At 35.6% G+C, this 26,613-nt stretch carries 36 protein-coding genes, 1 tRNA gene and 1 pseudogene; 25 read left to right on the forward strand and 13 right to left on the reverse strand.

Annotated features, from left to right (window positions below; translation table 11 throughout):
- Positions 1-73: 73 nt before the first annotated feature.
- Positions 74-349, reverse strand: a complete 276-nt coding sequence (locus B5V89_RS19195) for a hypothetical protein (RefSeq protein ID WP_108073582.1) — start codon at positions 347-349, stop codon at positions 74-76.
- A 200-nt stretch (positions 350-549) separates the two neighbouring features.
- Here B5V89_RS19195 and B5V89_RS19200 point away from each other — a divergent pair, with 200 nt between their 5' ends.
- Both B5V89_RS19200 and B5V89_RS19205 read left to right on the forward strand, forming a co-directional pair.
- Positions 550-1,215: an SOS response-associated peptidase gene (locus B5V89_RS19200; RefSeq protein WP_108073584.1), complete on the forward strand. Its 666-nt coding sequence runs from the start codon at positions 550-552 to the stop codon at positions 1,213-1,215.
- A gap of 15 nt (positions 1,216-1,230) precedes the next feature.
- Positions 1,231-1,635 (forward strand): VanZ family protein, encoded by a 405-nt coding sequence (locus B5V89_RS19205; protein WP_108073586.1) that lies wholly within the window; start codon positions 1,231-1,233, stop codon positions 1,633-1,635.
- A gap of 27 nt (positions 1,636-1,662) precedes the next feature.
- Here the strand turns inward: B5V89_RS19205 and B5V89_RS19210 are convergent, their stop codons facing one another.
- Genes B5V89_RS19210 through B5V89_RS19220 form a run of 3 tightly spaced genes read right to left on the reverse strand, consistent with a single transcriptional unit; the run spans position 1,663 to position 3,600 of the window.
- Positions 1,663-2,526, reverse strand: a complete 864-nt coding sequence (locus tag B5V89_RS19210; protein ID WP_108073588.1) for a hypothetical protein — start codon at positions 2,524-2,526, stop codon at positions 1,663-1,665.
- A 24-nt stretch (positions 2,527-2,550) separates the two neighbouring features.
- Positions 2,551-2,964, reverse strand: coding sequence for a DUF6114 domain-containing protein (locus B5V89_RS19215; RefSeq protein ID WP_244913547.1), 414 nt, complete (start codon positions 2,962-2,964; stop codon positions 2,551-2,553).
- Positions 2,965-2,994: 30 nt separating this feature from the next.
- Positions 2,995-3,600 (reverse strand): DUF6230 family protein, encoded by a 606-nt coding sequence (locus tag B5V89_RS19220; protein WP_108073590.1) that lies wholly within the window; start codon positions 3,598-3,600, stop codon positions 2,995-2,997.
- Positions 3,601-3,935: 335 nt separating this feature from the next.
- Between B5V89_RS19220 and B5V89_RS19225 the strand changes: the two genes are divergently transcribed.
- The 6 genes from B5V89_RS19225 to B5V89_RS19245 all read left to right on the forward strand — a co-directional run bounded on the left by B5V89_RS19225 (position 3,936) and on the right by B5V89_RS19245 (position 7,695).
- Positions 3,936-5,222: a GAF domain-containing protein gene (locus B5V89_RS19225; RefSeq protein ID WP_244913548.1), complete on the forward strand. Its 1,287-nt coding sequence runs from the start codon at positions 3,936-3,938 to the stop codon at positions 5,220-5,222.
- 15 nt (positions 5,223-5,237) lie between these two features.
- Positions 5,238-5,429: a response regulator transcription factor gene (locus B5V89_RS20535; protein WP_244913549.1), complete on the forward strand. Its 192-nt coding sequence runs from the start codon at positions 5,238-5,240 to the stop codon at positions 5,427-5,429.
- Between the two features lie 97 nt (positions 5,430-5,526).
- A complete protein-coding gene (locus B5V89_RS19230) occupies positions 5,527-5,745 on the forward strand; it encodes a DUF1659 domain-containing protein (protein ID WP_066227497.1) in 219 nt (72 codons plus the stop codon).
- Positions 5,746-5,779: 34 nt separating this feature from the next.
- Positions 5,780-5,995, forward strand: coding sequence for a DUF2922 domain-containing protein (locus tag B5V89_RS19235; protein ID WP_066227495.1), 216 nt, complete (start codon positions 5,780-5,782; stop codon positions 5,993-5,995).
- A 91-nt stretch (positions 5,996-6,086) separates the two neighbouring features.
- Positions 6,087-6,230: a YvrJ family protein gene (locus B5V89_RS19240; protein ID WP_066227493.1), complete on the forward strand. Its 144-nt coding sequence runs from the start codon at positions 6,087-6,089 to the stop codon at positions 6,228-6,230.
- A gap of 196 nt (positions 6,231-6,426) precedes the next feature.
- On the forward strand, positions 6,427-7,695 hold the full coding sequence (locus tag B5V89_RS19245) for a metal-dependent hydrolase family protein (RefSeq protein WP_066227490.1): 1,269 nt from the start codon (positions 6,427-6,429) through the stop codon (positions 7,693-7,695).
- Positions 7,696-8,064: 369 nt separating this feature from the next.
- Here B5V89_RS19245 and B5V89_RS20285 read toward each other — a convergent pair whose 3' ends face one another.
- Positions 8,065-8,238 (reverse strand): hypothetical protein, encoded by a 174-nt coding sequence (locus B5V89_RS20285; protein ID WP_160331392.1) that lies wholly within the window; start codon positions 8,236-8,238, stop codon positions 8,065-8,067.
- Positions 8,239-8,378: 140 nt separating this feature from the next.
- Here B5V89_RS20285 and B5V89_RS19250 point away from each other — a divergent pair.
- Positions 8,379-8,468 (forward strand) — tRNA-Ser (locus tag B5V89_RS19250).
- Between the two features lie 564 nt (positions 8,469-9,032).
- Here the strand turns inward: B5V89_RS19250 and B5V89_RS19255 are convergent.
- The 5 genes from B5V89_RS19255 to B5V89_RS19275 form a co-directional block, all read right to left on the reverse strand.
- Entirely contained in the window at positions 9,033-9,419 is a 387-nt protein-coding gene (locus tag B5V89_RS19255; RefSeq protein ID WP_066225772.1) for a YmaF family protein, read from the reverse strand.
- A gap of 271 nt (positions 9,420-9,690) precedes the next feature.
- Entirely contained in the window at positions 9,691-9,885 is a 195-nt protein-coding gene (locus B5V89_RS19260; RefSeq protein WP_066225776.1) for a hypothetical protein, read from the reverse strand.
- An 88-nt stretch (positions 9,886-9,973) separates the two neighbouring features.
- The gene (locus tag B5V89_RS19265) at positions 9,974-10,093 is read right to left on the reverse strand and encodes a YjcZ family sporulation protein (RefSeq protein ID WP_066225778.1); all 120 of its coding nucleotides are present in this window, start codon (positions 10,091-10,093) and stop codon (positions 9,974-9,976) included.
- A gap of 47 nt (positions 10,094-10,140) precedes the next feature.
- Positions 10,141-10,233: a YjcZ family sporulation protein gene (locus B5V89_RS19270; RefSeq protein ID WP_084347321.1), complete on the reverse strand. Its 93-nt coding sequence runs from the start codon at positions 10,231-10,233 to the stop codon at positions 10,141-10,143.
- Positions 10,234-10,729: 496 nt separating this feature from the next.
- On the reverse strand, positions 10,730-11,170 hold the full coding sequence (locus tag B5V89_RS19275; protein ID WP_107958523.1) for an Lrp/AsnC family transcriptional regulator: 441 nt from the start codon (positions 11,168-11,170) through the stop codon (positions 10,730-10,732).
- A 121-nt stretch (positions 11,171-11,291) separates the two neighbouring features.
- Here B5V89_RS19275 and B5V89_RS19280 point away from each other — a divergent pair, with 121 nt between their 5' ends.
- The 10 genes from B5V89_RS19280 to B5V89_RS19325 all read left to right on the forward strand — a co-directional run bounded on the left by B5V89_RS19280 (position 11,292) and on the right by B5V89_RS19325 (position 19,324).
- The gene (locus tag B5V89_RS19280) at positions 11,292-11,708 is read left to right on the forward strand and encodes a carboxymuconolactone decarboxylase family protein (RefSeq protein WP_107958525.1); all 417 of its coding nucleotides are present in this window, start codon (positions 11,292-11,294) and stop codon (positions 11,706-11,708) included.
- A gap of 136 nt (positions 11,709-11,844) precedes the next feature.
- On the forward strand, positions 11,845-12,123 hold the full coding sequence (locus B5V89_RS19285; protein ID WP_107958527.1) for a cysteine hydrolase family protein: 279 nt from the start codon (positions 11,845-11,847) through the stop codon (positions 12,121-12,123).
- 291 nt (positions 12,124-12,414) lie between these two features.
- A complete protein-coding gene (locus tag B5V89_RS19290; RefSeq protein WP_108073592.1) occupies positions 12,415-13,170 on the forward strand; it encodes a GTP pyrophosphokinase in 756 nt (251 codons plus the stop codon).
- Positions 13,171-13,395: 225 nt separating this feature from the next.
- Positions 13,396-13,743, forward strand: a complete 348-nt coding sequence (locus tag B5V89_RS19295; protein WP_066225780.1) for a lmo0954 family membrane protein — start codon at positions 13,396-13,398, stop codon at positions 13,741-13,743.
- 16 nt (positions 13,744-13,759) lie between these two features.
- Positions 13,760-14,398, forward strand: coding sequence for a PspA/IM30 family protein (locus B5V89_RS19300; RefSeq protein ID WP_066225782.1), 639 nt, complete (start codon positions 13,760-13,762; stop codon positions 14,396-14,398).
- Between the two features lie 153 nt (positions 14,399-14,551).
- The gene (locus B5V89_RS19305) at positions 14,552-16,513 is read left to right on the forward strand and encodes a BglG family transcription antiterminator (protein WP_066225784.1); all 1,962 of its coding nucleotides are present in this window, start codon (positions 14,552-14,554) and stop codon (positions 16,511-16,513) included.
- 8 nt (positions 16,514-16,521) lie between these two features.
- Entirely contained in the window at positions 16,522-16,974 is a 453-nt protein-coding gene (locus B5V89_RS19310; RefSeq protein WP_066225786.1) for a PTS sugar transporter subunit IIA, read from the forward strand.
- Between the two features lie 5 nt (positions 16,975-16,979).
- Positions 16,980-17,270, forward strand: a complete 291-nt coding sequence (locus B5V89_RS19315; RefSeq protein ID WP_066225787.1) for a PTS sugar transporter subunit IIB — start codon at positions 16,980-16,982, stop codon at positions 17,268-17,270.
- 20 nt (positions 17,271-17,290) lie between these two features.
- Positions 17,291-18,565 (forward strand): PTS ascorbate transporter subunit IIC, encoded by a 1,275-nt coding sequence (locus B5V89_RS19320; protein WP_108073594.1) that lies wholly within the window; start codon positions 17,291-17,293, stop codon positions 18,563-18,565.
- A gap of 15 nt (positions 18,566-18,580) precedes the next feature.
- Positions 18,581-19,324 (forward strand): sugar isomerase domain-containing protein, encoded by a 744-nt coding sequence (locus B5V89_RS19325; protein ID WP_202299925.1) that lies wholly within the window; start codon positions 18,581-18,583, stop codon positions 19,322-19,324.
- Positions 19,325-19,357: 33 nt separating this feature from the next.
- Here the strand turns inward: B5V89_RS19325 and B5V89_RS19330 are convergent, their stop codons facing one another.
- The gene (locus B5V89_RS19330) at positions 19,358-19,798 is read right to left on the reverse strand and encodes a site-2 protease family protein (protein ID WP_108073596.1); all 441 of its coding nucleotides are present in this window, start codon (positions 19,796-19,798) and stop codon (positions 19,358-19,360) included.
- Between the two features lie 158 nt (positions 19,799-19,956).
- Here B5V89_RS19330 and B5V89_RS19335 point away from each other — a divergent pair, with 158 nt between their 5' ends.
- The 5 genes and pseudogenes from B5V89_RS19335 to B5V89_RS19355 all read left to right on the forward strand — a co-directional run bounded on the left by B5V89_RS19335 (position 19,957) and on the right by B5V89_RS19355 (position 24,790).
- Entirely contained in the window at positions 19,957-21,093 is a 1,137-nt protein-coding gene (locus tag B5V89_RS19335; protein WP_107958538.1) for an acyl-CoA dehydrogenase family protein, read from the forward strand.
- 166 nt (positions 21,094-21,259) lie between these two features.
- Complete coding sequence (locus B5V89_RS19340) at positions 21,260-21,349, forward strand: YjcZ family sporulation protein (protein WP_084347325.1); 90 nt, start codon at positions 21,260-21,262, stop codon at positions 21,347-21,349.
- A 93-nt stretch (positions 21,350-21,442) separates the two neighbouring features.
- Positions 21,443-21,520 (forward strand): annotated as a pseudogene (locus B5V89_RS20815) (YjcZ family sporulation protein); the annotation flags it as partial.
- A 178-nt stretch (positions 21,521-21,698) separates the two neighbouring features.
- Positions 21,699-21,881: a cold-shock protein gene (locus B5V89_RS19350; protein ID WP_066225803.1), complete on the forward strand. Its 183-nt coding sequence runs from the start codon at positions 21,699-21,701 to the stop codon at positions 21,879-21,881.
- A gap of 269 nt (positions 21,882-22,150) precedes the next feature.
- The gene (locus B5V89_RS19355; protein ID WP_108073598.1) at positions 22,151-24,790 is read left to right on the forward strand and encodes a DUF5689 domain-containing protein; all 2,640 of its coding nucleotides are present in this window, start codon (positions 22,151-22,153) and stop codon (positions 24,788-24,790) included.
- 149 nt (positions 24,791-24,939) lie between these two features.
- Here B5V89_RS19355 and B5V89_RS20540 read toward each other — a convergent pair whose 3' ends face one another.
- Positions 24,940-25,065 (reverse strand): DUF6254 family protein, encoded by a 126-nt coding sequence (locus B5V89_RS20540; RefSeq protein WP_219909946.1) that lies wholly within the window; start codon positions 25,063-25,065, stop codon positions 24,940-24,942.
- Positions 25,062-25,292: a hypothetical protein gene (locus tag B5V89_RS19360; RefSeq protein ID WP_108073600.1), complete on the reverse strand. Its 231-nt coding sequence runs from the start codon at positions 25,290-25,292 to the stop codon at positions 25,062-25,064. Before B5V89_RS19360 ends, B5V89_RS20540 begins: the two co-directional genes overlap by 4 nt.
- A 125-nt stretch (positions 25,293-25,417) precedes the next feature.
- On the opposite strand from B5V89_RS19360, the gene B5V89_RS19365 reads away from it, so the two are divergent.
- Positions 25,418-26,275: a CvfB family protein gene (locus B5V89_RS19365; protein ID WP_108073602.1), complete on the forward strand. Its 858-nt coding sequence runs from the start codon at positions 25,418-25,420 to the stop codon at positions 26,273-26,275.
- Positions 26,276-26,613: the final 338 nt, after the last annotated feature.

A 26,613-nucleotide genomic window follows, 5' to 3' on the forward strand; every position in this document is an offset into this window, starting at 1 on the left:
GGTTTTGTCCCAGCCTCTTTTTGTTTAAAAGAGATTTGCTTATCTGAGCTGAACAAAGCGCTTTTCGCTTTTCTTAATTAAATATAATCATATACAATTGTAAAGCTGAGATTCCAAGGGAGATTACGATCGTTAACATACTTCTTAGTCCAGTCTTCCAATCTTTCACTGAAAACAAACCAATCACACCGAGATAAAGAATAACAATTGATAATGCTAATGTAATATATAAAGGCTGAATAACGGTAAACTGAATGGAATGAAGGAAATTCGTGATGTATGCAATCATGAACAGAAGTGTACAGCCTATACATAATAAAAAGGAATATAAATTTAAACGAACACTCATGTAAGACACCATCCTTTAGTTAATTTTGTCGATTTTGTGTCTAAAATATGTATATTTAATGAATATTCGCTATGTTCATTTAAAATCCTTCTTTTTTAAAAATTTTTCAGTCCTTTTAGGAATTTTCGTTAGGAATAGGAAAAATTCTCTTTTTTAAGGTAGAATAAGATAGGTAAAAAACTACTTTGGAGGAGTAGGGTATGTGCGGCCGATTTAATTTATATTCAAGCATTGAAGATTTAATGGAGCGGTTCGATCTTACAAATTGGGAAATGATTGAGTTTTCGCCTAAATATAATATTGCACCTAGTCAAGAAGTATTGGCGATCGTTGAAGGAGAAAAGGGAAATCGTGGTGGTTTCTTGCGTTGGGGGTTAGTTCCTTCATGGGCAAAAGATCCAAAGATCGGTTATAAAATGATTAATGCGAGAGCAGAAACGATTGATGAAAAGCCAAGCTTTAAACGGTTGTTAGCGAGAAGACGTTGCCTAATCATCGCCGATGGTTTTTATGAATGGAAAAAGGAAGGGAATCGAAAAACACCGTACCACATTCATTTAAAAGATAAACAACCCTTTGCGTTCGCTGGTCTTTGGGATCGTTGGAATCAAGGAGGAAAAACGATTCAATCGTGTACGATTATTACAACAGAGGCCAATAAATTAATGCGGGATATTCATGACAGAATGCCTGTCATCTTAACGAAAGAATCTGAACAAGTCTGGTTGGATAGGTCTATTCAGGAGGAAAAGCAATTAAAATCATTATTATCACCGTTCGACTCCACTTTAATGGAGGCCTACACCATATCAGAAATAGTTAATAGTCCAAAGAATGAAGGGGCAGAAATACTAAATTCATTATAAGAAAAGGTTGATAGAATGAAAAAACGAACAATATGGTGGGTATTAGCCATCATCATGTGCATCATTATTTATAATTTCACAGCGGCACCGGAATCTACTGGCTCCAATACATTGAATATAATTGAAAGAATAACGGGATTAAAAGGTGAGGCAGCGGGCGTATTGAATTTTATTATTCGAAAGCTAGCCCATGTTAGCGTATTTGGATTATTAGGGATCTTTTTATATAATGCGTTTAGCAGAAATAAGATATTTTTCGCATGGTTTTTAACGACCCTATATGCAGCAAGTGATGAGTATCATCAATCGCTCGTTCCAAATCGGACAGCTTCGGTCTGTGATGTTTTACTAGATTCTGGTGGAGCATTGCTGGCAATGCTCATTATTCGGGCAATCTTTAAAGAAAAAGAAAAGGAGTAGTTCATAGCGAATCTACTCCAAAAGTGATTATGGATTGTTACTCGAATCATTTACATTCGTGCCATTATCATTTCCGCCGTCATTTTCCGGGTTATCCGGTTGCTGACTTTTTTCATCGTTAATTTGGGAGTCATCCTTTGGGGGATCCTCGTTTTGTTGTGAATCCTCTTTTGGCTGATTGGCGGCGTCACCGTTTTGAGAATCATCCTCATTTTTTTCCTTAGGATCTTCTTTTTTACTGTTGTCTTCTGTTTTTGTTTCCTCTTTTTGTGTATCTTTGTTCGGATCATTTGTTTCTTCACCTTCCGGATCTTTCTTTCCATTTAGAAGATCATCCATCGTAATTGGAAAGGTGTGCTGATCCGGATTTTCTTTAAGAAGTGCTGTTAATTTTTCATTCAACAGTTTTAAATGTTCTTCACTGTCTGAAGTTGTTTGGAAGTTATTTTGGGCAAATCGTACATCCAAATTTGGCAATGAAGCAAGATCTGCTGTTTGCTTATGTGCGACCAGTCGGACATTTTTTAGGCCGATTTCACCAACGCGAGGGATATAAATTTCATCAAATGACAGCTTCGTCACGTCTGCGCACATCTTGCTTAACTCATCCGGTCCACTTGATGCCATTTGCATAGTAATGCCGTTGCTTACTTTAGATAATTTCATTCCGTAAATCGTTGATTTCGCAAAGCAAAGACGAAGCATGACTTTTTTGGGTGAATGGGATGTCTCGCCGGTGACAATACTAGGCAAGCTTATTACTCCTTCAACACGATCCGCCTCAATGATAAAACCTTCCGATGATGAACTTTCAGCAATAGATGGATGAATCCATGTCCCGCTACAAAGAATATAAAGGATAAGAATAAAAGGCAGTGTTCTTTTTAACATAGCTATCACCAAATTTCGAATGATTCATTTACTTGCCGCAATTTCTTGAATTGTTTGATCTTCTTCTGTTTGTTTTTTGTTAGTAGAAACCGGTACAGTTCTCCAGGCGATAGAAAAGGAACCACCAATAATTCCGAGAATCGTCCCGATAAAAAAGCCACCTAATGCTCCCATAATAGATAAAACGGATAAAAAAATAGTTAAAATTCCAAATACCGTATGAAATTTCGGGAAAATATAGCCTAAAATTCCTAAAAGGACAATTAAGCCGCCGAAAATAATTCCGATGACAACTAAATTACCAGGGGCAAAGGCGATTTGAATTAACTGCAAAGGTACATATAAAATAATAAGACCAGAAAGGAGCGACAAAGTCGCCCCCCAAAATGGTCGGCTCATTCTCCAGTATTTAAAACGCTGTCTAATCGTTTGTTTCATTCTTTTTCAACTCCTAGCGAGAGCCAATGTTTATTTGCCTTTTTTAATAAATTCAACTTTCAATCCAGGTAGTTTAGCTACTTGTTGGAAAAGGTAATGTGTATCAAGGCTACCGTTTTTGATTGTGACGGTTGTTGCACCTTGTGTAAAAGCTTTGCTAGCAGCTTCTGGATCATTTGCTTGAACATAATTTTCGCTTATATTCATATTTGTAAATTGAGCATTTCCTTGTACAAGTGCCGCTTTTTGAATAAGACCAGTTAATTCAACAGGAACACTGCCGTTACCAGCAGTAATCATCACTGTGTAATCACCGAGAAGCGGAAGTGAGACTTCTTTTGATATTTTTAACCCTTTAATAGTGACTTCTTTAATATCATTTACAAATACTGGCTTTACATGGTCGGCACCTTTGCTCGGTTCACCGTAAAGGGACCCATACAATTTGAACCCTTTCCCTTGCATCTCATCAAACGATACATTGAACTTTCCAATACCACCCATCGGCATTGCATAGGCAACACCTGTTGCTCCAAACACTGTTAGTAGTGACCCAAGAAATAAAAAACCCGCTAATAGTGCAATTAAGAAATGCTTTTTTGATGTTTTCCCCTGTAAGACCATTGCCTCATTCATTTAGATCTTCACCCCTTCTTCGTGTTTAACGTATTAACTGGATAATCAGGTCTCTGTTTTGGCAAACACCCCCTTTGCAAGCGGTTTCAAACCTTTTTTCTTAAATTTTATTCAAAAAAGTGTGAATACTGAATTCCTATATATGTAGGAAAATCAATTTTTCATTCCCTACAAATGTCGTGTTCCAGTTAATGACAATTTTCGAGAAGTTATGTCAAATTTAATCTAATTTTCGTGTAAGAAAAAGGACTTAAGTAAGGAACGTTATGATACTATAAAATATAGACGGAATGTTCAAAAAATATATCGATGCAGGAAAGTAAGGGGAGAGAATGGTGAATCTCACACTAAATAATCATATGAAACTAGTGTTGAAGAATGGCGTTGAACTTTTATGTGATCATCAAGACCAAATTATTAAAGAATGGGCAGGCATTTTGGAATACATGAAAATTCATCATAAAAAATCTGCGCACGCATTTGAGTTCGCTTTTTCATTCTTTTCTCAATTCCTAAAAATGAGTGAACAAAATATCGACCATTTAATTAGTGATATACGGACCGAGTGGTTTCAACAATTTCATAGACCGCCAGAACCAAATTTATTAATTTTTATTTTGTCACTATTAGAAAATGCTGTACATAAAGTAATTAAATTAAATACGACCCGTTCATTTCATTTGCATCCTTCTGTCCAGTTTTTGTTTTCAAAAATTTGCGAAGAAATGCTTGCATCTACAAAACATGACAAGTTTCATATCGATTCACTATGTGAACAGATGGTTCGATCAGAGCAATTAGATATTGAATGGATAGCTAGAGTGGAGCATGTGGAAAATGGGTATCAATTAAAAAAAATTACAGGTTTATCAATGGAAACAAAATTCCAAGTAATAGCATCATCATGGTTCCAAATCACTGAAGAAATATTGCAAAAAACAGGAGGGAAAAAGGGAAGAAGCGATGTTTTTCCTATCCCTTGGAAAAATGAAACTTTGCTCTTTTGTATCAATAATCATGATGGATCGTCTATCGTTCCGTTTTTGACATATGCAATGCATGTGCTGCAAATTGAAGAAGAAAACTATCAAATACATTGGAAAGATGCGGTTATTTTATTTAATGAATGGATAATGCGTTCGAAAAATTTGGATGAGGCAATTAAAAATATTGCCTACGGATATGCACATTATTTGCCATTTGAGAGATGTGCAATTTTTCGCTATTCGAACATCGAAGAAAAAGGACAGGGACTCTTCGGCTATCATTTTAATGATGAAGAAATTCGGAGTATTAAAGAAAATATTGATAATTTTCCTTCATTATATAAAAGTTTAGCACGATTAAATCCTGCAAATGAAGCATTAAAGAATTTTCAGCCCATGTATTTTTCACATGCATCGGAGGAATTTCCTTATCGCTATGTTCAAACGTTCCAACTAGAATCCGTGGTTGTTGCACCGATTTATGTCCCCGCTGATGGCAAACTTATAGGAGCTGCTTTTTTAGATAGAGGCCCGGGAAAGTTTTTTGATGTCGACAGTAATACATTTGCGGCACTATTAAAGTTTGGTCAAGGTGCAGGAGAACTTTTATCAAAATTCACTGAACCTGAACATTGACCATCAAAAGAGCCGTTGCTATCTTCTAGGGAAATCAGTGTATTAGAATTACTTGCTGAAGGAGCCTCCACAACGGAAGCTGCCGAGGCTCTTCATTTAAGTGAATACACGGTACGTGATTATGTATCAAATATTATGAAGCGATTAAATGCTAGAAATAGAACAGAAGCCGCTGTTAAGGCAATTCGATTAGGAATTATAAAGTAGAAGTTGAAAACTCATCAATTTTGGTGAGTTTTTTTGTGCTAGGGGTGCCTTATTTTCCTTTTCATTTATATATATAAGGTGAAAGGAGGTGAGGCACATGGCTGATATCCTTTTAAAGGGTTCCAGTTTAAAACTTGTTTTTGATAACGGTGTTGATGAAAATGGCAAGCCTATGTTTAAAACAAAAACATTTAATAATATTCGTCTTGAGGCTACGGCGGATGAATTATTAAAGGCTGCACAAGCAATTGATTCGTTATCTCAAAAAGACTTATTTAATGTAGAGCGAAACGATAGCTCTGATGTGAAGGCGTAAGCTATTTTATTAACATTGCTAGGGAGGTGAGAGGATGAAAACTTTGGAGCTTCAATTTACTACATCTGAAAATAAAACAGCACGAATTTCTATCGAGGATCCAATTGAACCGGTTGATACAAACAAAGTAAAAGCAGCGATGGAAGAAATCATTGCATCAAACGTATTCGTTAGTTCAACTGGCTCAGCCTACACTGAAATAAAAGGTGTAAGACTGATCGAAAATAATGTAACAGAGTATACTGTTTAATTAACTTAATTTTTTATATAAGGGAAAGGCCTGAATTCCATTAGGACAGGTCTTTCGTGCTTAATGGAATTTTTTGAAAGGAGGAAGAAAGATGGATCAGCTATTACCCTTCATTAGTGAAGTCGGCTTTCCAATTGTTGTTACGTTGTATCTACTCTATCGTATTGAAACGAAGTTAGATGCAGTTGTACAATCAATCGTAAGCTTGCCCGAGCGTTTGAAGAGAATAGAGTAGAGAAAAAAGCTTGAGAGGGAAAAGACAACCTTTCAAGCTTTTCTGCTATAGTTTACCGCGTTTTTGAATTAATTTTTTATTGGTATAAAGGAAAGTTTAGATTTACGAAAAAAAATGAAATTTTAAGAAGGATTTTCTTTTATTTTTATTGAATATTATAAATGTTAATAAAATTTAAAAGACTGGAGTGCTTATGGTGACTTACATACTAGTGAAAAACGGAACGCTTATTGATGGAAACGGCGGGCAACCCATTCAAAATGCTGCAGTACTAATTAAAGAGAATAAAATTGTGCAAGTAGGAAAGCTTGAAGATATTAATCTCCCTAATGAAGAAGTAGACGTAGTTGATGCGGAAAATGGATACATTCTTCCGGGCTTAATTGATACACATGTTCATTTAATGATGGAATTCACAGATATAAGGAAGTCTTTAGCTACACCGTTCGCATATAAATTTTATCAAGCAATTGGATACATGAAAAAGACCATTGATGCAGGGGTAACTACTGTTCGTGATGCAGGATTTACGGATTTAGGAGTGAAACAGGCGGTGGAGGACGGGCTTGTACTTGGCCCTCGTATGCAAGTAAGCATCAATCCACTGACGATTACGGGTGGTCATGGGGATAACTGGACCCGCTCAGGAATTGATACGACTAGTCCTTCTTACCCTGGAATGCCAAGCGGATTTTGTGATGGGCCGGAACAAGTTCGTCAAAAGGTGAGAGAAATGCTGCGAGCGGGTGCGGATATTATTAAAGTTCATGCAACAGGTGGGGTAATGAGCCCAACAGACCATCCGGAGTTTACGCAATTTTCGCAAGAAGAACTAAGGATTATCGTTGAAGAGGCGAGATTCCGCCGTGGCATTAAAGTAATGGCTCATGCACAAGGTGCAGAAGGGATTAAGAATGCTGTTCGTGCTGGGATTCATTCCATCGAGCATGGGATTTACCTGGACGATGAAGCGATTGAGTTAATGTTGAAGCATGGTACATATTTAGTACCAACATTACTAGCACCAGTAGCGGTATTAGAGCAAGGGAAAAATAGCGACAATATGCCGGAACATGCCATTCAAAAATCATTAGAAGTGATAGATATTCACCATGAAAGTGTCTCGAAGGCTTTCAAAGCTGGTGTGAAAATTGCAATGGGTACTGATGCAGGGGTGATGCCACACGGAAGCAATCTTCGTGAATTAAATCTAATGTGCAGCATTGGTATGAGTCCGATGGAATCAATCGTTGCCACGACAAAAGTAGCTGCAGAATGCCTTGGCTGGGAAGACAAGCTCGGTACAGTTGAGGAAGGAAAACTAGCAGACCTTGTCATTACAAAAGTGGACCCACTTGCAAATATTTCATCACTTGAAGATCAAACGAATATTGTTGCTGTTATGAAAGATGGACAAATAGTAAAAGATCTAAGAGTGGGGACATCGAATTTAGTTACTCAATAATTTTAAAATCAATTTTACTTATGAGAGGTCCTTTATTATTATAAAGGGCTTTTTCTTTACTAAAGACCGCACCTGGATCATGGGCTGCATCCAATGTCATACTACCGAAAAATGCATTTCCTGCTTCGGCAATGAATTTGATATTTAGTAAATCTGGTTATCCAAGTCGCAGGAGCAAACCAGCTGCGGGTAACACAGCAATCGGAAGCATAAGTGATTTACCGATTTTCTGTAAAAATGAAAGCATAACGCACCTCCTAAAAATAAAGCTAATTACTATTTTAGAATAGTATAAAGTTATTAAGATGTATAGACCAATTATGTGTCATAAATTATTTCGATATAATTTAAAAAATAAAAAAATGGGAGCTAATCTTTCTTAGGCTCCCGTTTATCCATTTCTTGAATAATATCGATCAAGTCTCCTATTGCACGTTCTCGTATATAATCATGATTGTCTTCTAATTGAACTGCCACACTAATTAACATTCTTTTAATATATGTCCAGTCTTCTTTAAAGGATAGAAAATCGATATTTTCCATTGAGGATTCCTCCTTTTATATGTACGTAATTAATGATAATTTAACCGAAATACTGGTTGATTATTCCACTAAAAAATATGAGAAGTGTGAGTATTTCATTTGTCATACGATCAGGGTTTACTATATAATAAAAGTAAATTGGAGAAGTACCCAAGAGGCTGAAGGGGACGCACTCGAAATGCGTTAGGGGTTAACAGCCCGCGTGGGTTCAAATCCCACCTTCTCCGCCATAATGATTACAATATAAATAGTTGAAATTGTGACCTCAACTCTAGGTTTTCGTAAAATGAAGGCTTATGTTTGAACAAAATATGAATTAGTAATTAGTTTTGAGTAAAGTTGTATAAGTTTATAGAAAAGGGCAATCGAATTGAACTCATTCGAATGCCCTTTTTCTCACTTTATTAAGTCAGTATATTAAAAAAGGTCGGCAAATGCCTCTTCCTGTAACGATCTCTATTTCTAATATCTTATTATATGAAATAATAAAATCTTTTTCATAAGTTATTAAAAACTTAAATCCCTAATCTGGTGAATATATAACATTACGACAACTTTTATGAAAAAAAGCCTCTGGACTAATCTTAGAGGTTTCTATTATGTATGCCTGTATATTTAGTTAAGTATAAAATTAGCGCTTCTGTTGGATGAGTTTAGAAAAAAGTATATGTTAGTCCAAGCAGATTTTTATATGAATCATAAAAATATATAGAGTAGGTATATACATCATAATTGGATTTAACATTACGTTAATTGTAGTTCATTTTTGTATTTACAATAATTCTTAAACGGCCTTAGCTACTTGGACTAGTATTGCCACTATATTTATGTGAATGAGGGTGGGAGCCGTTAACTGTGGTTACGCCATGAAATTTATGGTAATGGCCTCCATCGGGCAAGGCAATTGCCGGTCCTGTGACACCTCGAATTTCATGTTTATGTCCATCATCAAAGGATGTAACTGTAAAGTATTCATGTGTATGAGGAACTCCACTTGGAGCAGGTTTAGTTGTACCTGCATATCTATGCTCATGTCCAACGTTAAAAGAAGTCACACCGGAAAAATGATGTTTATGAAGAGGCCTCCCATCCCACGAAGTAAGATATAAAACATGTGAATGCTCAGAATCCAAATTAGAATTAGGTGAATGAAAAATTAAACCTGTAATCGGAATATCCATTAAGCTACTCCACCTTCCCTTGATTTGTAAAGCTGTGGAAAATTTCTAGATAAAATTCACTTTCTTATCAACTACAATATATTCCTCGTTTTCGGAAAATTTCATTACATTTGCAGTAATTGTATTCGTTAATGAAAAAAATACGTACTCTTCATAGATGGCTAACGGTCTGTTTCACATCCCTAAGTTTTGGTAAGGTATGATATATGAAAAATAGGACCTGTTTTTCAAGCAGGTCCAAGAATGAATTTAAATAGTTTTTTTGAGCAATTTAAAAAATACGTCTTCTAAAGCGAAATGAAAAGACGAAAATAACTGCTGCAAATGGTATAAATCTTCTGCCAAAACCAGACCTTAAAAAGAATCCTCCTGGAGGTGGATCCCCATCAACGACTCCCCGATACACTCTCCCGTCGCGCATTCGCACTTCAACCGGTTCGCCTCGATATCTCATCATTGGATTCATTTTTCCACTTCCTATCTTTTTGTGTTAAACAAAAGGACAGAAGCAGCTGTCCTTTTAGAGGGAAGTTCACTTCATATTTATTCACTCATTATGACCAAAAAGAAGTTCCTACAATGATAAGCAAAATAAACAACACAACGATTAAAACGAAGGAGCTACCACCATAAGATGTTCCCCCATAGCTATAACCACCGTAACCATAAGACATTTATTAGTCACCCCCTAGTTCTATTAATATTAATTGCACTTAAGACATTAATAACCGCCTCCAGAGAAAGAAGTTCCTACAATGATAAGGAGGATGAACAATACTACGATTAAAGCAAATCCCATACCAGTGCCTCCCATTTTGAACACCTCCTACTCTTAAAATGGATACTATATCTATCCACTATTACATTATGTAAATCTTAATTTTAAGGAATGGACAAACATATAGAAAAATAGAAAATCCATGTTTGTCTAATAGATTTAAATCCTATGAGAAAAAGAGGTTGGGACAAAACCCACCTCTGAGATGAAAAAGCCGGTGAAATTTTACGACAAGTAAATTTTCACCGGCTTTAATTATTTTTTGAATAAAAATAAGGACCACTTCTGATAAAATTAAGTCACCACAACAAAATTATACAGAAAGAAGGTTCCTTAAGTTTAAAAATTATACCATATTTGAAGCTAGTTATGTCCCAGCCCCTTTAAACATTATTTTGAATTTCCTTTTTCATTTCAATTACAATAAATAATCGCTCTTCTCTACAATTTGGAGACCACTATTCAGTTTTATTAAATTTCCATAACGTTATTAAGCATCATAGGTAGATAGGTGTACATTGATTGATTAAAATCAGTCCGATCCGATTCTTAAGTTCGTCTCAATTTTAGAAAAAATGAAATGTGTTACCGTATGAGCATAAGGATTTACATCATCAATAAATTCTTCTGCTTTAGCAAATGTCTCGAATTGCATTTTAAGCATATAGCAAGCATTTCCAGCAATTCGGTAACAAAACTCTACATTTGAAAGACCCTCAATATATTTCTTAAAAGATTGATAATCGCCATTTTTGATAGTTGCTTCTATAATGCATTGAATAGGGAGCCCTAGTTTACCGTAGTCAACCTCTAATGTATATCTCTTTATTACTCCAAATGATTCCATTCGCCTTACCCGCTCTGTTACAGATGGGGAAGATAAATTAATTCTTCTTCCAAGTTCACTCATCGATAATCGACTATTTTTGCTTAATTCATCAATAATTTTCTTATCAATTGTATCAATTTGCATTTTTAATAAAATCCTCCAATTTGCATTAGTTTTTAAAAGAATATATGTAAAATGAATGTAATATTTAATGTGATTATTTAAAGTTATTCGGTAAAGTTAATACTACAAGGAGGTAGTAATGATGGCAAGAATTAATGAATCTGAATTTGGAGAGACACCTTTTCAAAGACTTTTAGGCCATAATATAGATATCTTAAATGGATGGAATCAATTAGGGGAAGTGCTGGGAAAAGATATGAATCTATCATCTCAACTAAAGGAACAAGTTAGGAGAACGTTAGCGCATAGTAATGGTTGTGAGTATTGCAAGGCAAAAGGAAAACCTGAACCTCATTTGTTCGATGAAAAAATATCTATTGCAGTAGGTTTTGCTGAGGTTTTTATAAAACAAAAAGGGGATATATCAGATGCTCAATTTGATATATTGAGAGGGTATTTTTCGGAAGCAGAAATTAGTGAGCTACTTTCGTTTATTACTTTTACTACCGCTTCCCAGTATTTTGGAGCCATTATGAAATTAGAATCTATGACAACATAATAATATTGCTACACCTGTTATGTTTAGTAGGACAGGTTGGGGAGGAAGTCCATTTTTCTTGTGTAACTAACAGGAAAAGTTTGTTACATTTAATATATTTTACAAAGAAAAATTCGTATCATTCAGCAGGCACAATATGCATAATGCAGCATTAAGTATTAATGATGTACAAAAAGCAATTGAAGATGAAAAATGGGGACTACGAAATAATCCAGAAGCAGAATTAAATATAAGAAAAATACTAAAGTACTGGCGAGAAATCAATTGGCCAGTTATTCACGTGCAACATAGGTCAGATAATACATCTTCAGTGTTTTATCAAGAAGGTAGAGGATTTGAGATCAAAGAAATCGTTAAGCTGATTGACGGAGTTTCAAACCTGAATGAATTTAATTTGCCTTTTTTGAGTAAGTAGGTTTATATATTATATCGAAAATAGAGCGAAATTTGAAATGGCATAGTGGATGCACTCTGTTGACAAATGACACAGTGTCATTTAATATTTAAATACATAATAATGACACCGTGTCATAATAATGTGAATACAGATGAAGGAAAAGTCAATTTATCTGAAGAATGTAAAAAAGTTAATTTCTAAATTACAGAAGCAAGGAATAAATGTCACAATGTGTAAAAGACCAATGATAAAAATGGAACAAAACTAATATATAGATATAGTGTTTTTAGCATAAAGGAGAAAAATGAAATGGGAGTAATAGAAATCGATGATAGAAAGCAAATGAAATTCATGAAAACTGAAATACTTCGATTTATGATGGGATATAAATTTGCTTTGGATGAAATAAATACGAAAATTGACATTTTAAAACAAGAATTTCAAATTATGCATGATTATAATCCGATTGAACACGTAAAGTCGCGGATAAAATCTCCGAAAAGCATATTAAAAAAGGTTAAGAAAAGAGGATATGATTTTTCATTACCTACAATAAAGGAAAAGGTACGTGATATTGCTGGAGTTCGAATTACTTGTTCTTTTATTTCGGATATTTATGAAATTAGCAATATGCTACAAAATCAGAAGGATATAGAAGTAATTGAAGTGAAAGATTATATAAAAAATCCTAAGCCTAATGGCTATCAAAGTTTACATTTAATTATCAAAATTCCTATCTTTATGTCTGATAGAGAAGAACGAGTATATGTAGAGATTCAAATTCGTACAATCGCAATGGATTTTTGGGCGAGTTTGGAGCATAAAATTTATTATAAATACAATAAAGAGGTTCCCCAAAAAATTAAAGATGATTTAAAAGACGCAGCAATTTCTTCTACTTTACTAGATAGGAAAATGGAGAATATCCATAAGGAAATGGATAAAATTAAAGAAAGCGTCAAAGATGAGGATGATTTGCAAGAATTATTGATAAATAATGAAAAATTCCATCTCCCATACGATTTTTTAACAGCGGATTTCATGGGAAGAAGAGAAGACAATTAATGGCTAAAGACTGAATCGTTGTAGAAGCGGTAGAAAATAATTAAAAATGAACTATTTCAAAAGAAAAAGGACAACCTTTCTGTGTTTAGAAGGTTGTCCTTTCATATTATTACTGAAAATTTTTTCGCTAATTAAGCCTTAAGTCCGATAAAAAAATAAAGCTCGAGATTGTTAATCGATTGAAAGGATTTCATTATCATTAAAGTATCGAAAGGGGAAATGAAAATGAAAAAATTCTTGATGTTTATTTTAGCGGGTGTGTTAGGGATTGTTGCTTTAGCGAGTATAGGAAATATTATCGGATTAGCAGTTAGTGTGGCGATTGCCTATTTTTCACTGAAGCAATTTCTAAAATCCGATTCATTTGGAGGGAAATTGTTATGGGCGATTATTGGGGTAATTGCTGTAGGTGCTACTTTTTCAAATCTACCAGCAATTGCGGGGATATTAGCTTTATACCTTCTTTATGTAGGATATAAAAATTGGAAAAAGGAAGAAAAGCCAACCCAATCATCGAAAGATCCATTTACAAGCTTTGACCAACAATGGAATGACATTAAAGGAAAATTTTAAAAAGGAGATTATAAAAATGACAACATTATTCGAAAAAATTAAAAACACCGTATTAGCTGACCTTAACGCCGTAATGGATAAGAAGGAAGAGAAAAATCCAATCGCATTATTGAATCAATATCTACGTGAAAGTGAAAATGAAACAAATAAAGTAGGCAAATTAATTGAGAGACAGTATATGTTGAAAGAAGAATTTTACCGTGAATTGCAACAGGCTGAATTTATGGCGGAAAAAAGAAAAAAACAAGCGAAAATCGCATTAGCAGCTAACGAAGAATCCCTTTATGAAACAGCGATACATGAAGAAGCAATGTACAATGATCAAGTCACTCGATTGAAAGAGGCCTACACACAAGTGACAGTCCAATTAGAAGACCTTGAAAAGAGACATCGCGAAATGAAGCTGAAATTAAAGGATATGCATTTTAAACGGATGGAATTGATGGGGAAAGAAAATGCAATGAAAGCGAACGCCAAAGTTAACACTGTCCTTGATCAATCAGTTGTTGGTAAAGCTACCAATCGTTTCGAGGAAACAGAGCGCTACATGGAGCAACTTGAATCCAAGATCAATACGGGATATGAACAAAGTTTGTTCGATATTAGAATGCAACAATTAGAAAAAGGGTTAGATCAAGAAGGCGAAAATAAATAGCATTGTAGTTGGAGATAAATATGTATGTAGTATAGTGGATAAGTCATCGAGTATAGATGACTTATTTTTTTTATTGCCACATCTGCGGAAATACTTAGTTATTAATGTGGCGGTTGAAAAGGATTACAATAAAAATGTAAAGGATGTGAGCAGATGATTTCCTTAACGAAACGACAGATGGATATTCTGAAACAGCTTTTAGGTCAAGCGGATTATATTAATGTCAAGCAGTTAGCTGAGTTGTATGAAGTAAGTGAAAGAACGATAAGGTATGATCTCGACTTTATTGAAAGTTTCTTAAAAGAATATGATGTTACCTTAATTCGGAAGCCTGGAAAAGGAATATACCTCGAGATAAGTCCTGAAAAGACTTCAAGGATAATAAATGAGCTTTTACAGTTAAATCATTATGTAGTAACGAAAAAGGATCTCATCTATATGCTCAGTATTCAAATTCTTTTAGAACAGAATACCACCCTTGAAAGCCTAGGTGAAACGTTTCAAATAAGTAAAAATAGAGTTTTTCAATATATGGAGAACGTGGAAGAACTGTTTAATCAATACGGTGTAAAGGTCGAGAAAAAACCTTCTCGTGGGATATCTCCTGTTGGAAATGAATTAGATATTCGAAATGCTTTTGCATCCTTATTTAATGAAGCAATTACATTATCAGCACTATCAAAGCAGTATATCTTTCAGCAGTTTGATGAGGAACTGCTTCATTTGTCTAAAAGGTTTACGAAGGACTTTGAGAACCATTTATCTATTCAATTTAGTGACGATTCATTAGACGAGCTTTATTTAATTCTTTGTTTTCAACATACTCGATTACAAAGAGGGTATATCGCTGACTATCCATTTGTTGAGAAAAAGGAATTTTTAAAGACAAAGGATTTTCAGCAATTAAAAGAAATATATCAGTCCATCTTTCACATCACTCTTGAGGACGATGAAGTTGTATATTTATTGAAACAAGTAAAGGGAGCTAAAGTGTCTGTTTATCCGATAGGAGATGTTCCTTTCAGTAAGCAAGAAGATGCGTACCAAATCACTTATTTATTTGCGACTGAAGTGGAAAAACGCTTAGGAATCAATTTTAAACAGGATTTAGAGTTTATGAATGGTTTAATGGTGCATCTGCAGGTTGCCTTGCATCGACTTTTCAATCACCAAAAAATTGAAAACCCTTTAACGGAGCAAGTAAAGTACAAATATCGTTTTATCTTTGAAATTACTCGTAAAGCATTATTGAAAATTGAAGAATTGTATCATTTTCAATTACCGGAAGAGGAGATAGCCTATATTGCTATGCATTTAGGTGCGAGTTATGAAAGACACTCCTTTTCAGGATATATGCCTACAGCGTTAGTTGTTTGCGGATCAGGATTAGCGACTTCTTCGTTATTGGCCACTCGATTAAAGATAATGCTTCCAGAGTTAAAGGCTTTCGGACCAATTAGTATGTCTAATCTCGATCAATACATGGATCAAGAGTTTGATTTTATTATCTCAACCGTACCTTTAACGATAAAGGATTATGAGGTTGTAGTCGTTAATCCACTTTTGGAACCTGAAGAACTGATGACCTTAAAAAAACTAGTTTTTAAGAAAACGTATCAAAAGCAAATGGACGAATTGATTCGAACAGAGCTACCTTTAAAGGATTACCATGAGTTAGGTGATCTTATTCCAATGAACCATATTCAATTACATGGGGATGTGGATAGCTGGAGAAATGCGATTAGACTTGCTAGTCAATCACTTATAGAAAATGGCTTTATAACCAATCAGTATACTCATGCAATGATTCGTGCAGTTGAGGAATTAGGTCCATATATGGTGTTTATTCCAGAAGTGGCTATTGTACATGCATCTTCAAAGGAAGGTGTATTGAAGGATGGCGCAAGTCTTCTTGCATTAGATAAACCAATCCCGTTTGGCGATTCGGAGAAGGTAATGGTTCAACTAATATTTGTTATCTGTTCTACAATGTCTGAGTCCGACTTATTTATTCAACTTGTCCAAATTCTCGAGGAAAACAATAATTTGGAAATCTTAAAAAGCTCAAAACGCATTCAAGAAATTTTGAAATTAAATAATGAAACAGCAAGGTGATGTTTGATATGTCTCAACTGATAAAGATGCAAAACATTCAAGTTCAGCAAGAGGTAGCAAATTGGGAGGAAGCGATTCGGAAGGCCGGGCAATTACTTCTAGCAAATAAAAGTATTGGTTCCGACTATATTGAGGATATGGTGAATGCTATTCATGAATTGGGACCATATATTGTAATTGCCCCTCATATTGCTCTTGCCCATGCAAGACCTAGCGACAAAGTAAAAAGAAATGATATTAGTGTCATTACGCTGAAACAACCTGTCGCTTTTGGAAGCGAGCACAATGATCCGGTAAATATTGTTTTTGCCTTTTGTGCGACTGAAAGTGGCGGACATTTAGAACAGCTGACTAATTTAGCGAGTTTGTTAGATAAGGATACGGTTTTAAGTGTTTTAAATAATAGTAATAGTAATGAAGAGGTATTTCAGATTTTAAATAATGAATTTAAAGGAGAATGATAATCATGAAAAATTTAAACATAATTGCGGTTTGTGGATTTGGCGTAGGGTCTTCAATGGTATTAAAAATGAAAATTGACGAGGTATTGAAGGAAGAAGGAATGACTGCAAAGGTTTCTACAGCAGATGTTGGTTCTGCGGCATCAACTCCTTGTGACATTATTTTTACTTCTAATGAGTTAGGAGAAAAATTATCGCAAACTGCAACGGTTCCAGTCGTTAAAGTAAATAATTTTATTGATAAAAATGAAATCAAAGAAAAAGGATTGCCTGTTATTCAAAGCTTGCTTTCATAATTCAAAGGGGATAATAGACTATGCAAATTATTAACTTTATTGTTAACCAAATCCTACGTGAGCCCGCACTATTCTTAGGAATAATTGCGGCCCTTGGATTAATTATTCAAAGGAAAAACTTTTCAGATATTATTAGTGGAACATTAAAAACTGTTATTGGTGTTGTCATATTGACACAAGGTACAAATATTTTAATAAGCTCAATCACACCATTATCTGATGCATTTAATGATCTATATAAAATTCCAGCGGAAAAATCTTTACATCCTCTTGGAGCAGATAAATTTCTTAGTACTTATGGAAGTCAAATCGGGCTGTCAATGCTTCTTGCCTTTTTAATAAATATTATCGTTGCTCGTTTTACTCCATTGAAAAATGTATTCCTAACCGGGCATATGTTGTTTTGGTTCCCATTTGTTTTCACTGCAACAGCGGTTGAAAGTGGCTTAAAGGGTGCAGGAATTGTTATCTTCGCTACTATATTTGCTGCGTTATATTTCATAATTGCACCAGCACTAATTAAACCATTTGTTAAAAAAGTAACAGGTGGAGATTCATTTACACTTGGTCATCCGACAATTGGATTATCCATTGTTTCAGGACTTCTTGGAATGGCCTTTGGAAATAAGAAAAAATCAACTGAGGACATTAAGTTTCCTAAGCAAATCGAATTTTTACGTGAAATCACAATTACTTCTTCATTAGTTATGTTTATCGTGTACTTAATTGTCGGCTTTTTAATCGGCGGCGATCAAGTAGACAAAATCTTTGGAGAAGATAAAAGTTTAGTAACCTTTTCATTATTACAAGGTGTTTTATTTGGAGCTGGTTTAACGATCCTACTTCAAGGTGTACGTATGATGCTTTCTGAAATTATTCCAGCATTTAAAGGGATTTCTGATAAAGTCATTCCGAATGCTGTGCCAGCATTGGATTGTCCAATTATTTTCCCATTTGCACCAAATGCCGTTATTATCGGTTTCCTCGTTTCAATGGTAACTTCAACAATTACCTTATTTATCATAGGTGGAACTGGTTTATTTCCATATGCCATTGTTCCTTTAACGATTACATGTTTCTTTGAAATTGGGACAGCTGCGGTTATCGGTAATGGAACCGGTGGTTTAAGAGGTGCGATTATTGGATCAGCGGTTGCTGGTGTATTGATGATTTTACTCGTAGGAATTTCGATACCGTTCTTACAGCATACTGTATCAGAATGGATTATCGTGTTCGGAGGAAATGATTTATCTTTATGGGCATTTATTTCTGGGGCTCTCGGAAAATTATTTTAGTGGAGGCGTTTGAACTTGAGAAACTATGTTCAAGAATATTATCAACATGTAAATAAGATTACAGCACAAGTACTAGACACCCAATATGATCAGATTCTAAAGGCAGCAAAAGCTTTCTCTGAATCTATTAAAAATGGAAACACGATTTATGTGTTTGGGGCATCTCATGCTGGAATTATTGCAGAAGAGTTGTTTTACCGTACAGGCGGCTTAGCTGTTATTAACCCAATTCTTAATCCGACATTAATGTTAAATACCCGTCCAGTTACATTAACATCACAAATGGAAAGAATGAATGGATTTGGAAAGGAAATCTTCAATTCTACTGCAGCAAAAAGTGGAGACACAATATTAATCCATTCCGTTTCTGGTAGAAATCCGGTATCAGTTGATATGGCACTAGCGGCTAAGGAAAAAGGGTTAACAACGATTGGGCTTACCAATATTACGTATTCCTCTCAAGTTTCATCCAGACATGAAAGTGGAAAAAATCTGTATGAAGTCGTTGATATTGTTATTGATAATTGTGGAGATTTTGAAGATTCCTCTATGCTTTTAGAAGGAATGGATCAAAAAATTGGCCCTACTTCAACCATTATCGGATCGTTTATCGTGAATTCGATTGTAATTGAAACCGTTAATAATCTATTAAAAGCTGGAGTTACTCCGCCAGTATTTCATAGCGCGAATGTCGACGGTGGGGATGAATTCAATAAAAAGGTTTTAGAAAAAAATAAAAATAATATTCATTATATGTAAAAATGTTAGGGTCAAGCGATGTTCTTGACCCTTTTATTTTTGCCGCATAGCTTTTAAAATCGTATATCCATCCGACTGTCTTACCCCAATTCGAAATGGGATAAGATTAATAAAGAAAAGCCAGAAGTTAAATAGTGCAAATAATTGACAGATTCCTAAATGATCAACAGGGTTCCATTGCTGGACAATCAGCCCAATAACACCGTTAAGCAAAGGTCCGAACGCTGAAATCACAATCTGCTCCGTTTTTGAAAAATATGGATATCGTTCACTTGCAGTGTGAGCACCGAGCATATAGAAAATATATATACAAATCGTCCATTTTCTATTCTGAATAGAAAACAGTTTAGGTCCAGCACCAATATTCAGTTCAATTTTGTCTGCTTTCATCAAATAGGAACCTAATGCATGACCAAGCTCGTGAATAAATACAGTAATGGGCGCTGCAATCAATAGGAATATAAGAATAATCATGGCGAACTACCTTTTTTATTTTATTTTACCATTTATAAAGGGTCTCATTTTGAAAATTTGTATCTATTTTATTTCACTTAATTCCGACCTATTCAGTAGAAATTAAATATAAGAATCGTTAAAATGAAGATATAGTTTTGATGAGAGAGGTGTAGTCAATGGATTTACTAGCTTTACAAACGATAGATGAACGGTTGGATGCAATTAGAGAATTTATTCCTGTTTTTAAAAAACGTGCAGTAAAAAATGACCAAGAAGGACGTTTTCCATTTGAAAATATCCGCGATTTGAAAGGGATCAACTATACACAACTTACTGCACCTAAGATGTTTGGCGGGGGAGAGATTCCTTTATACGAGTTTGTTCGATATCAAGAGGAAATTGCTATCGGTGATGGCGCAACTGCTTTATCCATCGGCTGGCATATGGGACTAATGATGAATTTAACAAAAAACCGTCCGTGGGAGGAAAAACTATTTTCCTATATTTGTCGGAAAGTGAGCGAGGGGGCGCTACTTAATGTGTGTGCAACAGAAGAACAAACAGGAAGCCCAACAAGAGGCGGAAAACCGCTCACAAGCGCGGTGAAACTTGGAGATAAATGGCTAATTAATGGAAGAAAGACATTTTCAACGATGGCGCCAATGCTGGATTTTTTTGTTGTTTCTGCAACGATCGAGGAAACAAATGATGTTGCCTTCTTTTTAATTCCCCGAGACTCAGACGGCGTTTCTATTAAGGAAACATGGGATAGTGTGGCCATGAGAGCATCTGGGAGTCATGATTTAGTGTTAGAAAATGTGAGCATTCCTTTAGACTACTTAACTGAAAAACTTTCTAATCGCAAAAAGGCAGCGACTGGCTATCTGCTTCATATTCCTGCCTGTTATTTAGGAATAGCAGAAGCGGCAAAGCGGGAGGCAGTTCTTTTCGCAAAAAATTACACGCCGAATAGTTTGTCTCACCCTATTTTTGAGTTACCTGCCATCCAACATAAATTAGGAGAAATCGAGCTGAAACTTATGCAATCTCGTCACTTTTTATATTCAGTAGCAAAAATGTGGGATGAATCCTCACCGGAAATACAAAATCAAATGGGACCGGAACTTGGGGCGGTTAAATTAGCGGTGACGAATCAGGCAGTAGAAATTGTTGATCTTGCGATGCGCATTGTCGGTGCAAGAAGCTTGTCAGAAAAAAGTCCTTTGCAGCGGTATTATCGAGATGTTAGGGCAGGACTACATAATCCACCAATGGATGATATGACACTGATGCTATTAGCAAAAAGGATCTGAAAAAAATACGAAAAAGGGCAGCTTTCTTATCGGAAGCTGTCCATTTTTATGGAAATTTCACCATGACTAAAAGAGCCTAAATTTTAAAAAAATAGTCATATCCCCAATCGTACTGAGTCATTTTTCCATAGTCTATAAGTGTAAAGGAAAGAGGAGGTGGTTATAAATGGGTGGAGCTGGATTTGGAACAGGATTTGCATTGCTCGTTGTCCTATTTATTTTGTTAATAATTGTTGGAGCAGCGTATCTGTACTAACAAAATTATATTAAAGGAGTGGATCGATTAATGTTTGGTTACGGAGGCTACGGTTGCGGCTGCGGCGGTTATGGAGGATATGGCTACGGTGTCGGTTACAGAGGTGGCGGATTTGCACTAATCGTAGTATTATTCATCCTTCTTATTATCGTTGGAGCAGCTTGGTTGTAAACTAATAATTAAGGAAATCGGCAAGTATGCTGATTTCCTTTTGCTTGTCGGGGCTAATCAAGGAGCCCCTTCGCATTTGCCTGAGAAATTTTACTAAAATGTAAAAAGAATTCAATAATATATCTTAAATTTCTTAAATAGGATATACTAATAGTAGTACATAGAAGGGAGAATCATTATGGCATATTTTAAAGGCCAGAAAGAGCCTGTTCCCGAAGTCGAAACAAATGTTTGGTCCTGTACAAGTGATAGCTGCCAAGGGTGGATGAGAGAAGCGTTCAGTTTAGATGAAAAACCGAAATGCCCGCTTTGTCATTCAGACATGGACAAAGAAACAAGAATTCTGCCGGTTATTGAGTAACATTTCTCAACTAGCTTAATTGCACATACAATAACGGAAAAGAAAAACAGTCTCGTTTACATAATGAGACTGTTTTTTTTGTTCAAGTATGTTTATTTTCAGGCCTATTATAATAGTCCTAATTATTAATCAAATCTTTACGTTTTTCAGGTGTTTTGCCCTATATGTGAATGAAAAAAATGTTGTTAAAGTAGTTTTAGGTATGTCACATTTCTATGAATCTAGTAGAAAAATGTGTCATATTACTAAATTCCTATGGGAGGTAACATATGAAGAAGGTAAAAAGCCTGTTTTTAAAGGTCGTCATGGCAATTCTAGTAGTAGGAACTTTGCCATCCCTGTCTGGGTTGCAAGCTGTACATGCTGAGGGTCCGAATGATCCAGCACCTGAGATTAAACCTGTGAATGATAATGGGAAAAAGGTATTGTTTGATAACACCCACGGTCAAACAGCTGGTGCGGCTGACTGGGTCATTGATGGGGGATTTTCTGATTTTGGAAATGCCATTGCAAAAAAAGGTTACTATGTAAAAGAACTTCGTAAGACGACACCAATTACGTATGATGATTTGAAAGCGTATGATGTATTTGTGATTGGAGAAGCAAATATTCCGTATAAAAAATCTGAACAAAATGCAATGATTCAATATGTACAAACAGGCGGAAGTATTTTCTTTATTGCCGATCACTACAATGCGGATCGTAACAAAAACCGTTGGGATGCTTCTGAAGTGTTCAATGGCTATCGTCGAGGTGCATTCGAAAATCCTGCCAAAGGCATGTCGACTGAAGAAGCTAACTCACTTGCCATGCAAGGTGTAGAGAGCTCTGATTGGTTATCTGATAACTTTGGACTTCGTTTTCGCTATAACGCGGTCGGCGATGTAAATGCAACAACAATCGTTTCTCCAAATAGTACTTTTGGAATTACTAGCGGTGTTGATTCTGTTGCGGTCCATGCCGGGTCCACGGTTGCTATTACGGATCCAAAACATGCAAAAGGTCTAGTTTACCTTCCATCATTATCTTCTAAAGATAAATGGAATAATGCGGTCGATCAAGGTGTATATTTTGGCGGCGGTGTGGATGAGGGCGCCTATGCAGCGATTTCAAAGCTTGGAAAAGGAAAAGCTGCATTTATTGGCGATTCTTCCCCGGTTGAAGATGCCACTCCAAAATATGTACGTGAAGAAAATGGTGCAAAGAAAACAACGTATGATGGATTTAAAGAACAAGATGATGCTGTTCTTTTAACAAATATAATTGACTGGTTAGCTGTGGATGAAGATTATACAAGTTTTGAAGGGAAAATTCCTTTAGATAAAGAGTCTCCAATTCTAGATATGGAAATTCCGAGTAAGTCAACAGAACCACAACCGGAGCCATGGGCACCACCTGCTGCAGGTTATAAGTGGTATGATTCCAGTACATTTGCTCCAGGATCTTACGGGTCATCCAAGCCTGCTGAAGTAAACGCGGAATATTCATTTGTACACCAAGCTGTGTTGCCAAATCAACAAGAATTCCAAATTCGTGTATCCGTTGATCATTTAGCTCCAGGACAAACTGTTTCAGGGTTAAAAGCGGGGATCTATTTAACTGGTGGAGAGCAAATCGCGAAATTCCAAAATGAGGACGGCACGTGGCCAACTTCTTACAATTATAGCTCGGAATTTTCCGTTACGGCTGATAAAACGGGCCACGCAAGTAAGAATTTAACTGTAAAAATCAATCCTGCGAAATTAGGTGCTGCAAGCTTACGACTAAAAAGCGGCAGCAAAAATATCATTACAGAAGCGGTAACTGTTGATAATGTTAATGCTGAGCCATTGCCAGATGATAAACCGAATTTACCGGAAAAAATTTCAATTCAAGATGCAAGAACAGCACAGGTTGGAAAAACCGTAACGATTGAAGGTGTTGTTACTTCTAAACCAGGTGCCTTTGGTGGACAAGGGTTCTATTTGCAGGATGATTCTGCCGGAATCTATGTCTTCCAAAATGAAACGGGTTATCAAGTTGGCGATGTTTTAAAAATTACTGCAACAACAGAAGTGTATAATAATGAACTTGAGCTAACAAATCCAGTAGCAATTGAAAAAACAGGAACAAAACCCGTACCTGAAGCAAAAGTTGTGACTGAATTGAAAGATGCGAATCAAGGTCAACTTGTACAATTAGAAAATGTGAAAGTAGAAAATTTAGCGGTTACCGGTCGTGCGTTTGAATTTGATGCAACGAAGGATGGAAAATCAACGCGAATTCGTGTCGATGAGCGTACGGGTGTTACCTATGATGAGTTTTCAAAAAAATATAAAAATGGTGATGTGCTAAATATCACGGGGATCTCATCTATTTTTAAAGATGTATACCAGCTAAAACCATTAAGTTTTGATCATTTTAAAATTGCCGATGCAACTGGTCCAGTAATTAAAGATATTAATCCATTAAGCATCTATCCGTACGAATCGTTTGAACAAAACGTAGAAGTGACGGACGAAGGCAGTGGTGTAGCTAAAGTTACAATTACTTTGGATGGAAACGAAGTGTCGAATCCAATTAAAGTAGAACCTTTCACGTTAGCACGTGGAAATCACACGATCGTTGTAAAAGCAGTTGATCAAGCGGGTAATGAAAGTGTGAAGGAATTCACTTTTGTTGTACAAATGGATTTGAATCATTTAGATGAATATCTTGATAAAGGGTATGAAAAAGGACTTATTACAAATAAAGGGATATATAAAAGTCTTTCAGCGAAAGCACAAACAGCACAAAAAGCAAAGTTGAAAATTGTTAGATGTACACTTTTAAATTCCCTTGAGCTTGAAGTAAGATTGCATAGCAGCAGAAAGATCGATAAAGATTATGCAAAATCACTCATCGAAGTCATTAACTATTTAAAAAAGTAAATTAAAAAGTCAGCCTTTGAATGGCTGACTTTTTCAAGTGAATCGACAACATTTTCGGCTAAGTTTATTAATCAAACGTTTGATTAAAAATAAGCGAAAGTGCAATTCTACAGCATTTTTTAAGAAAGCACCATTAAAATCGTGTCGAATCACTTTTTCTTAGTTGGTGTAACCTCATCTGCAATTTCCTCAAGTGATTTAATTTTTCCGTGAGGGTTTTGTGATTGTTTTCGAACGGTCCATTGCCGCTCTTTCTGGCCTTTTGATTGTGTCATTGTTCTTCCTCACTTTCCTTTCCAGGTATTTTTCCATCAAACCATTTTGAGAAACGTTCCATTTCTGGATCAACTTTTAAGGACGTGACGTGAAATGGATTATCCGTCACTTTTCTATCAAATCGCAGTCCCATTTGTGGGTCGCCAAACGAGTCATTTTCAATTCCTTCATATTCAGAATCGAAATGAGGATCGGCATTTACTTGAATATTCTTCTCTCTGTTCATTGGCATCACTCACTTTAAAATTTTCAAATCTATTTTGCAACTGAAATGGATTCTTTATTCTTAATTTGGGAAAAACAATGTTATAATTACTTCCATACATTTATTGAGGAGAGTAGGATATACATATGACAAGTCTTGAAGCGGGAACTGTAGTAACATTGGATGTAGATCGTGAAGCACCTTTTGGTTATTTTTTAACAAACGGGGAGGAGGATGTACTCCTTCATGATAGCGAAGTTCCGGACGAATTTGATCCAGAGGAAGCACAGACAGTTTTTTTATTTCAAGATCATCAAGGACGATTAGCCGCAACTATGACGATTCCGACTGTTCAAATTGGAAAATATGATTGGGTTGAGGTCGTTGAAGTGAAGGAATCGCTTGGTGTATTTGTGTCGATCGGGATTGTAAAAGATATTCTCGTATCGAAGGATGATCTTCCAGCACTTCAAAGCCTTTGGCCGGCAATTGGAGATCGACTGTACTGCTCGTTGAAAACAGATAAAAATGGACGCTTATTTGGAAAATTAGCAACCGAGGATGTCATGCGGGCTGTTGCGGAGAAAGCCACACGTAAGGACTTCAATAAAAATATTACTGGTTGGGCCTACCGCTTATTAAAAATTGGTACCTTCCTTTTAACGGATGAAAACTATATCGGTTTTATTCACGAAACACAACGTAAACAAGAACCACGCCTAGGACAAAAAGTGGAAGGGCGGATTATTGATGTGAAGGAAGACGGCACGATCAATGTATCACTTCTTAGCCGTGGTCATGAAGCATTAGACGAGGATGCGGAAAAAATTTTTTCCTATATGCAAAGCCGCGGCGGCAAAATGCCTTATTGGGATAAAAGTAACCCAGAAGACATCACAGCCCGTTTTAATATGAGTAAAGCTGCTTTCAAACGAGCATTAGGCAGATTGATGAAAGAAGGAAAGATTTATCAAGAAGATGGTTGGAGTTTTATAAAAGAATAATACGATTAATAAAAAGGCAGATCATCCGATTTGTCTTTTTTACAAGGCTCTTTTTAAAATAATTGTAGCGGAAAGGAACGGTTCATTGTCTATTTCAAAAACAACAAGCTTTACGAAAACGATTAAACAAAAAGAAGCGCCGCATTTCCCTTCAAAATCTTTGATTTAGTGGGGATTAGGGGCTTATTCTTTCTTTTTCTTTGGTTTTCAAAAATCCTTTTTTATTCTTTCAATCATTGCACCGTCAGTGGTTAATACCATATAACTTTTACTACAAAAATTTGGTTTTCAGTATTATTTAGCTTCAAAGTAAATTTTTTTCAAAATATACTATTTAT

Origin of the sequence: Heyndrickxia sporothermodurans, assembly GCF_003055045.1 — a bacterium.
Taxonomy (GTDB): Bacteria; Bacillota; Bacilli; order Bacillales; family Bacillaceae_C; genus Heyndrickxia; species Heyndrickxia sporothermodurans.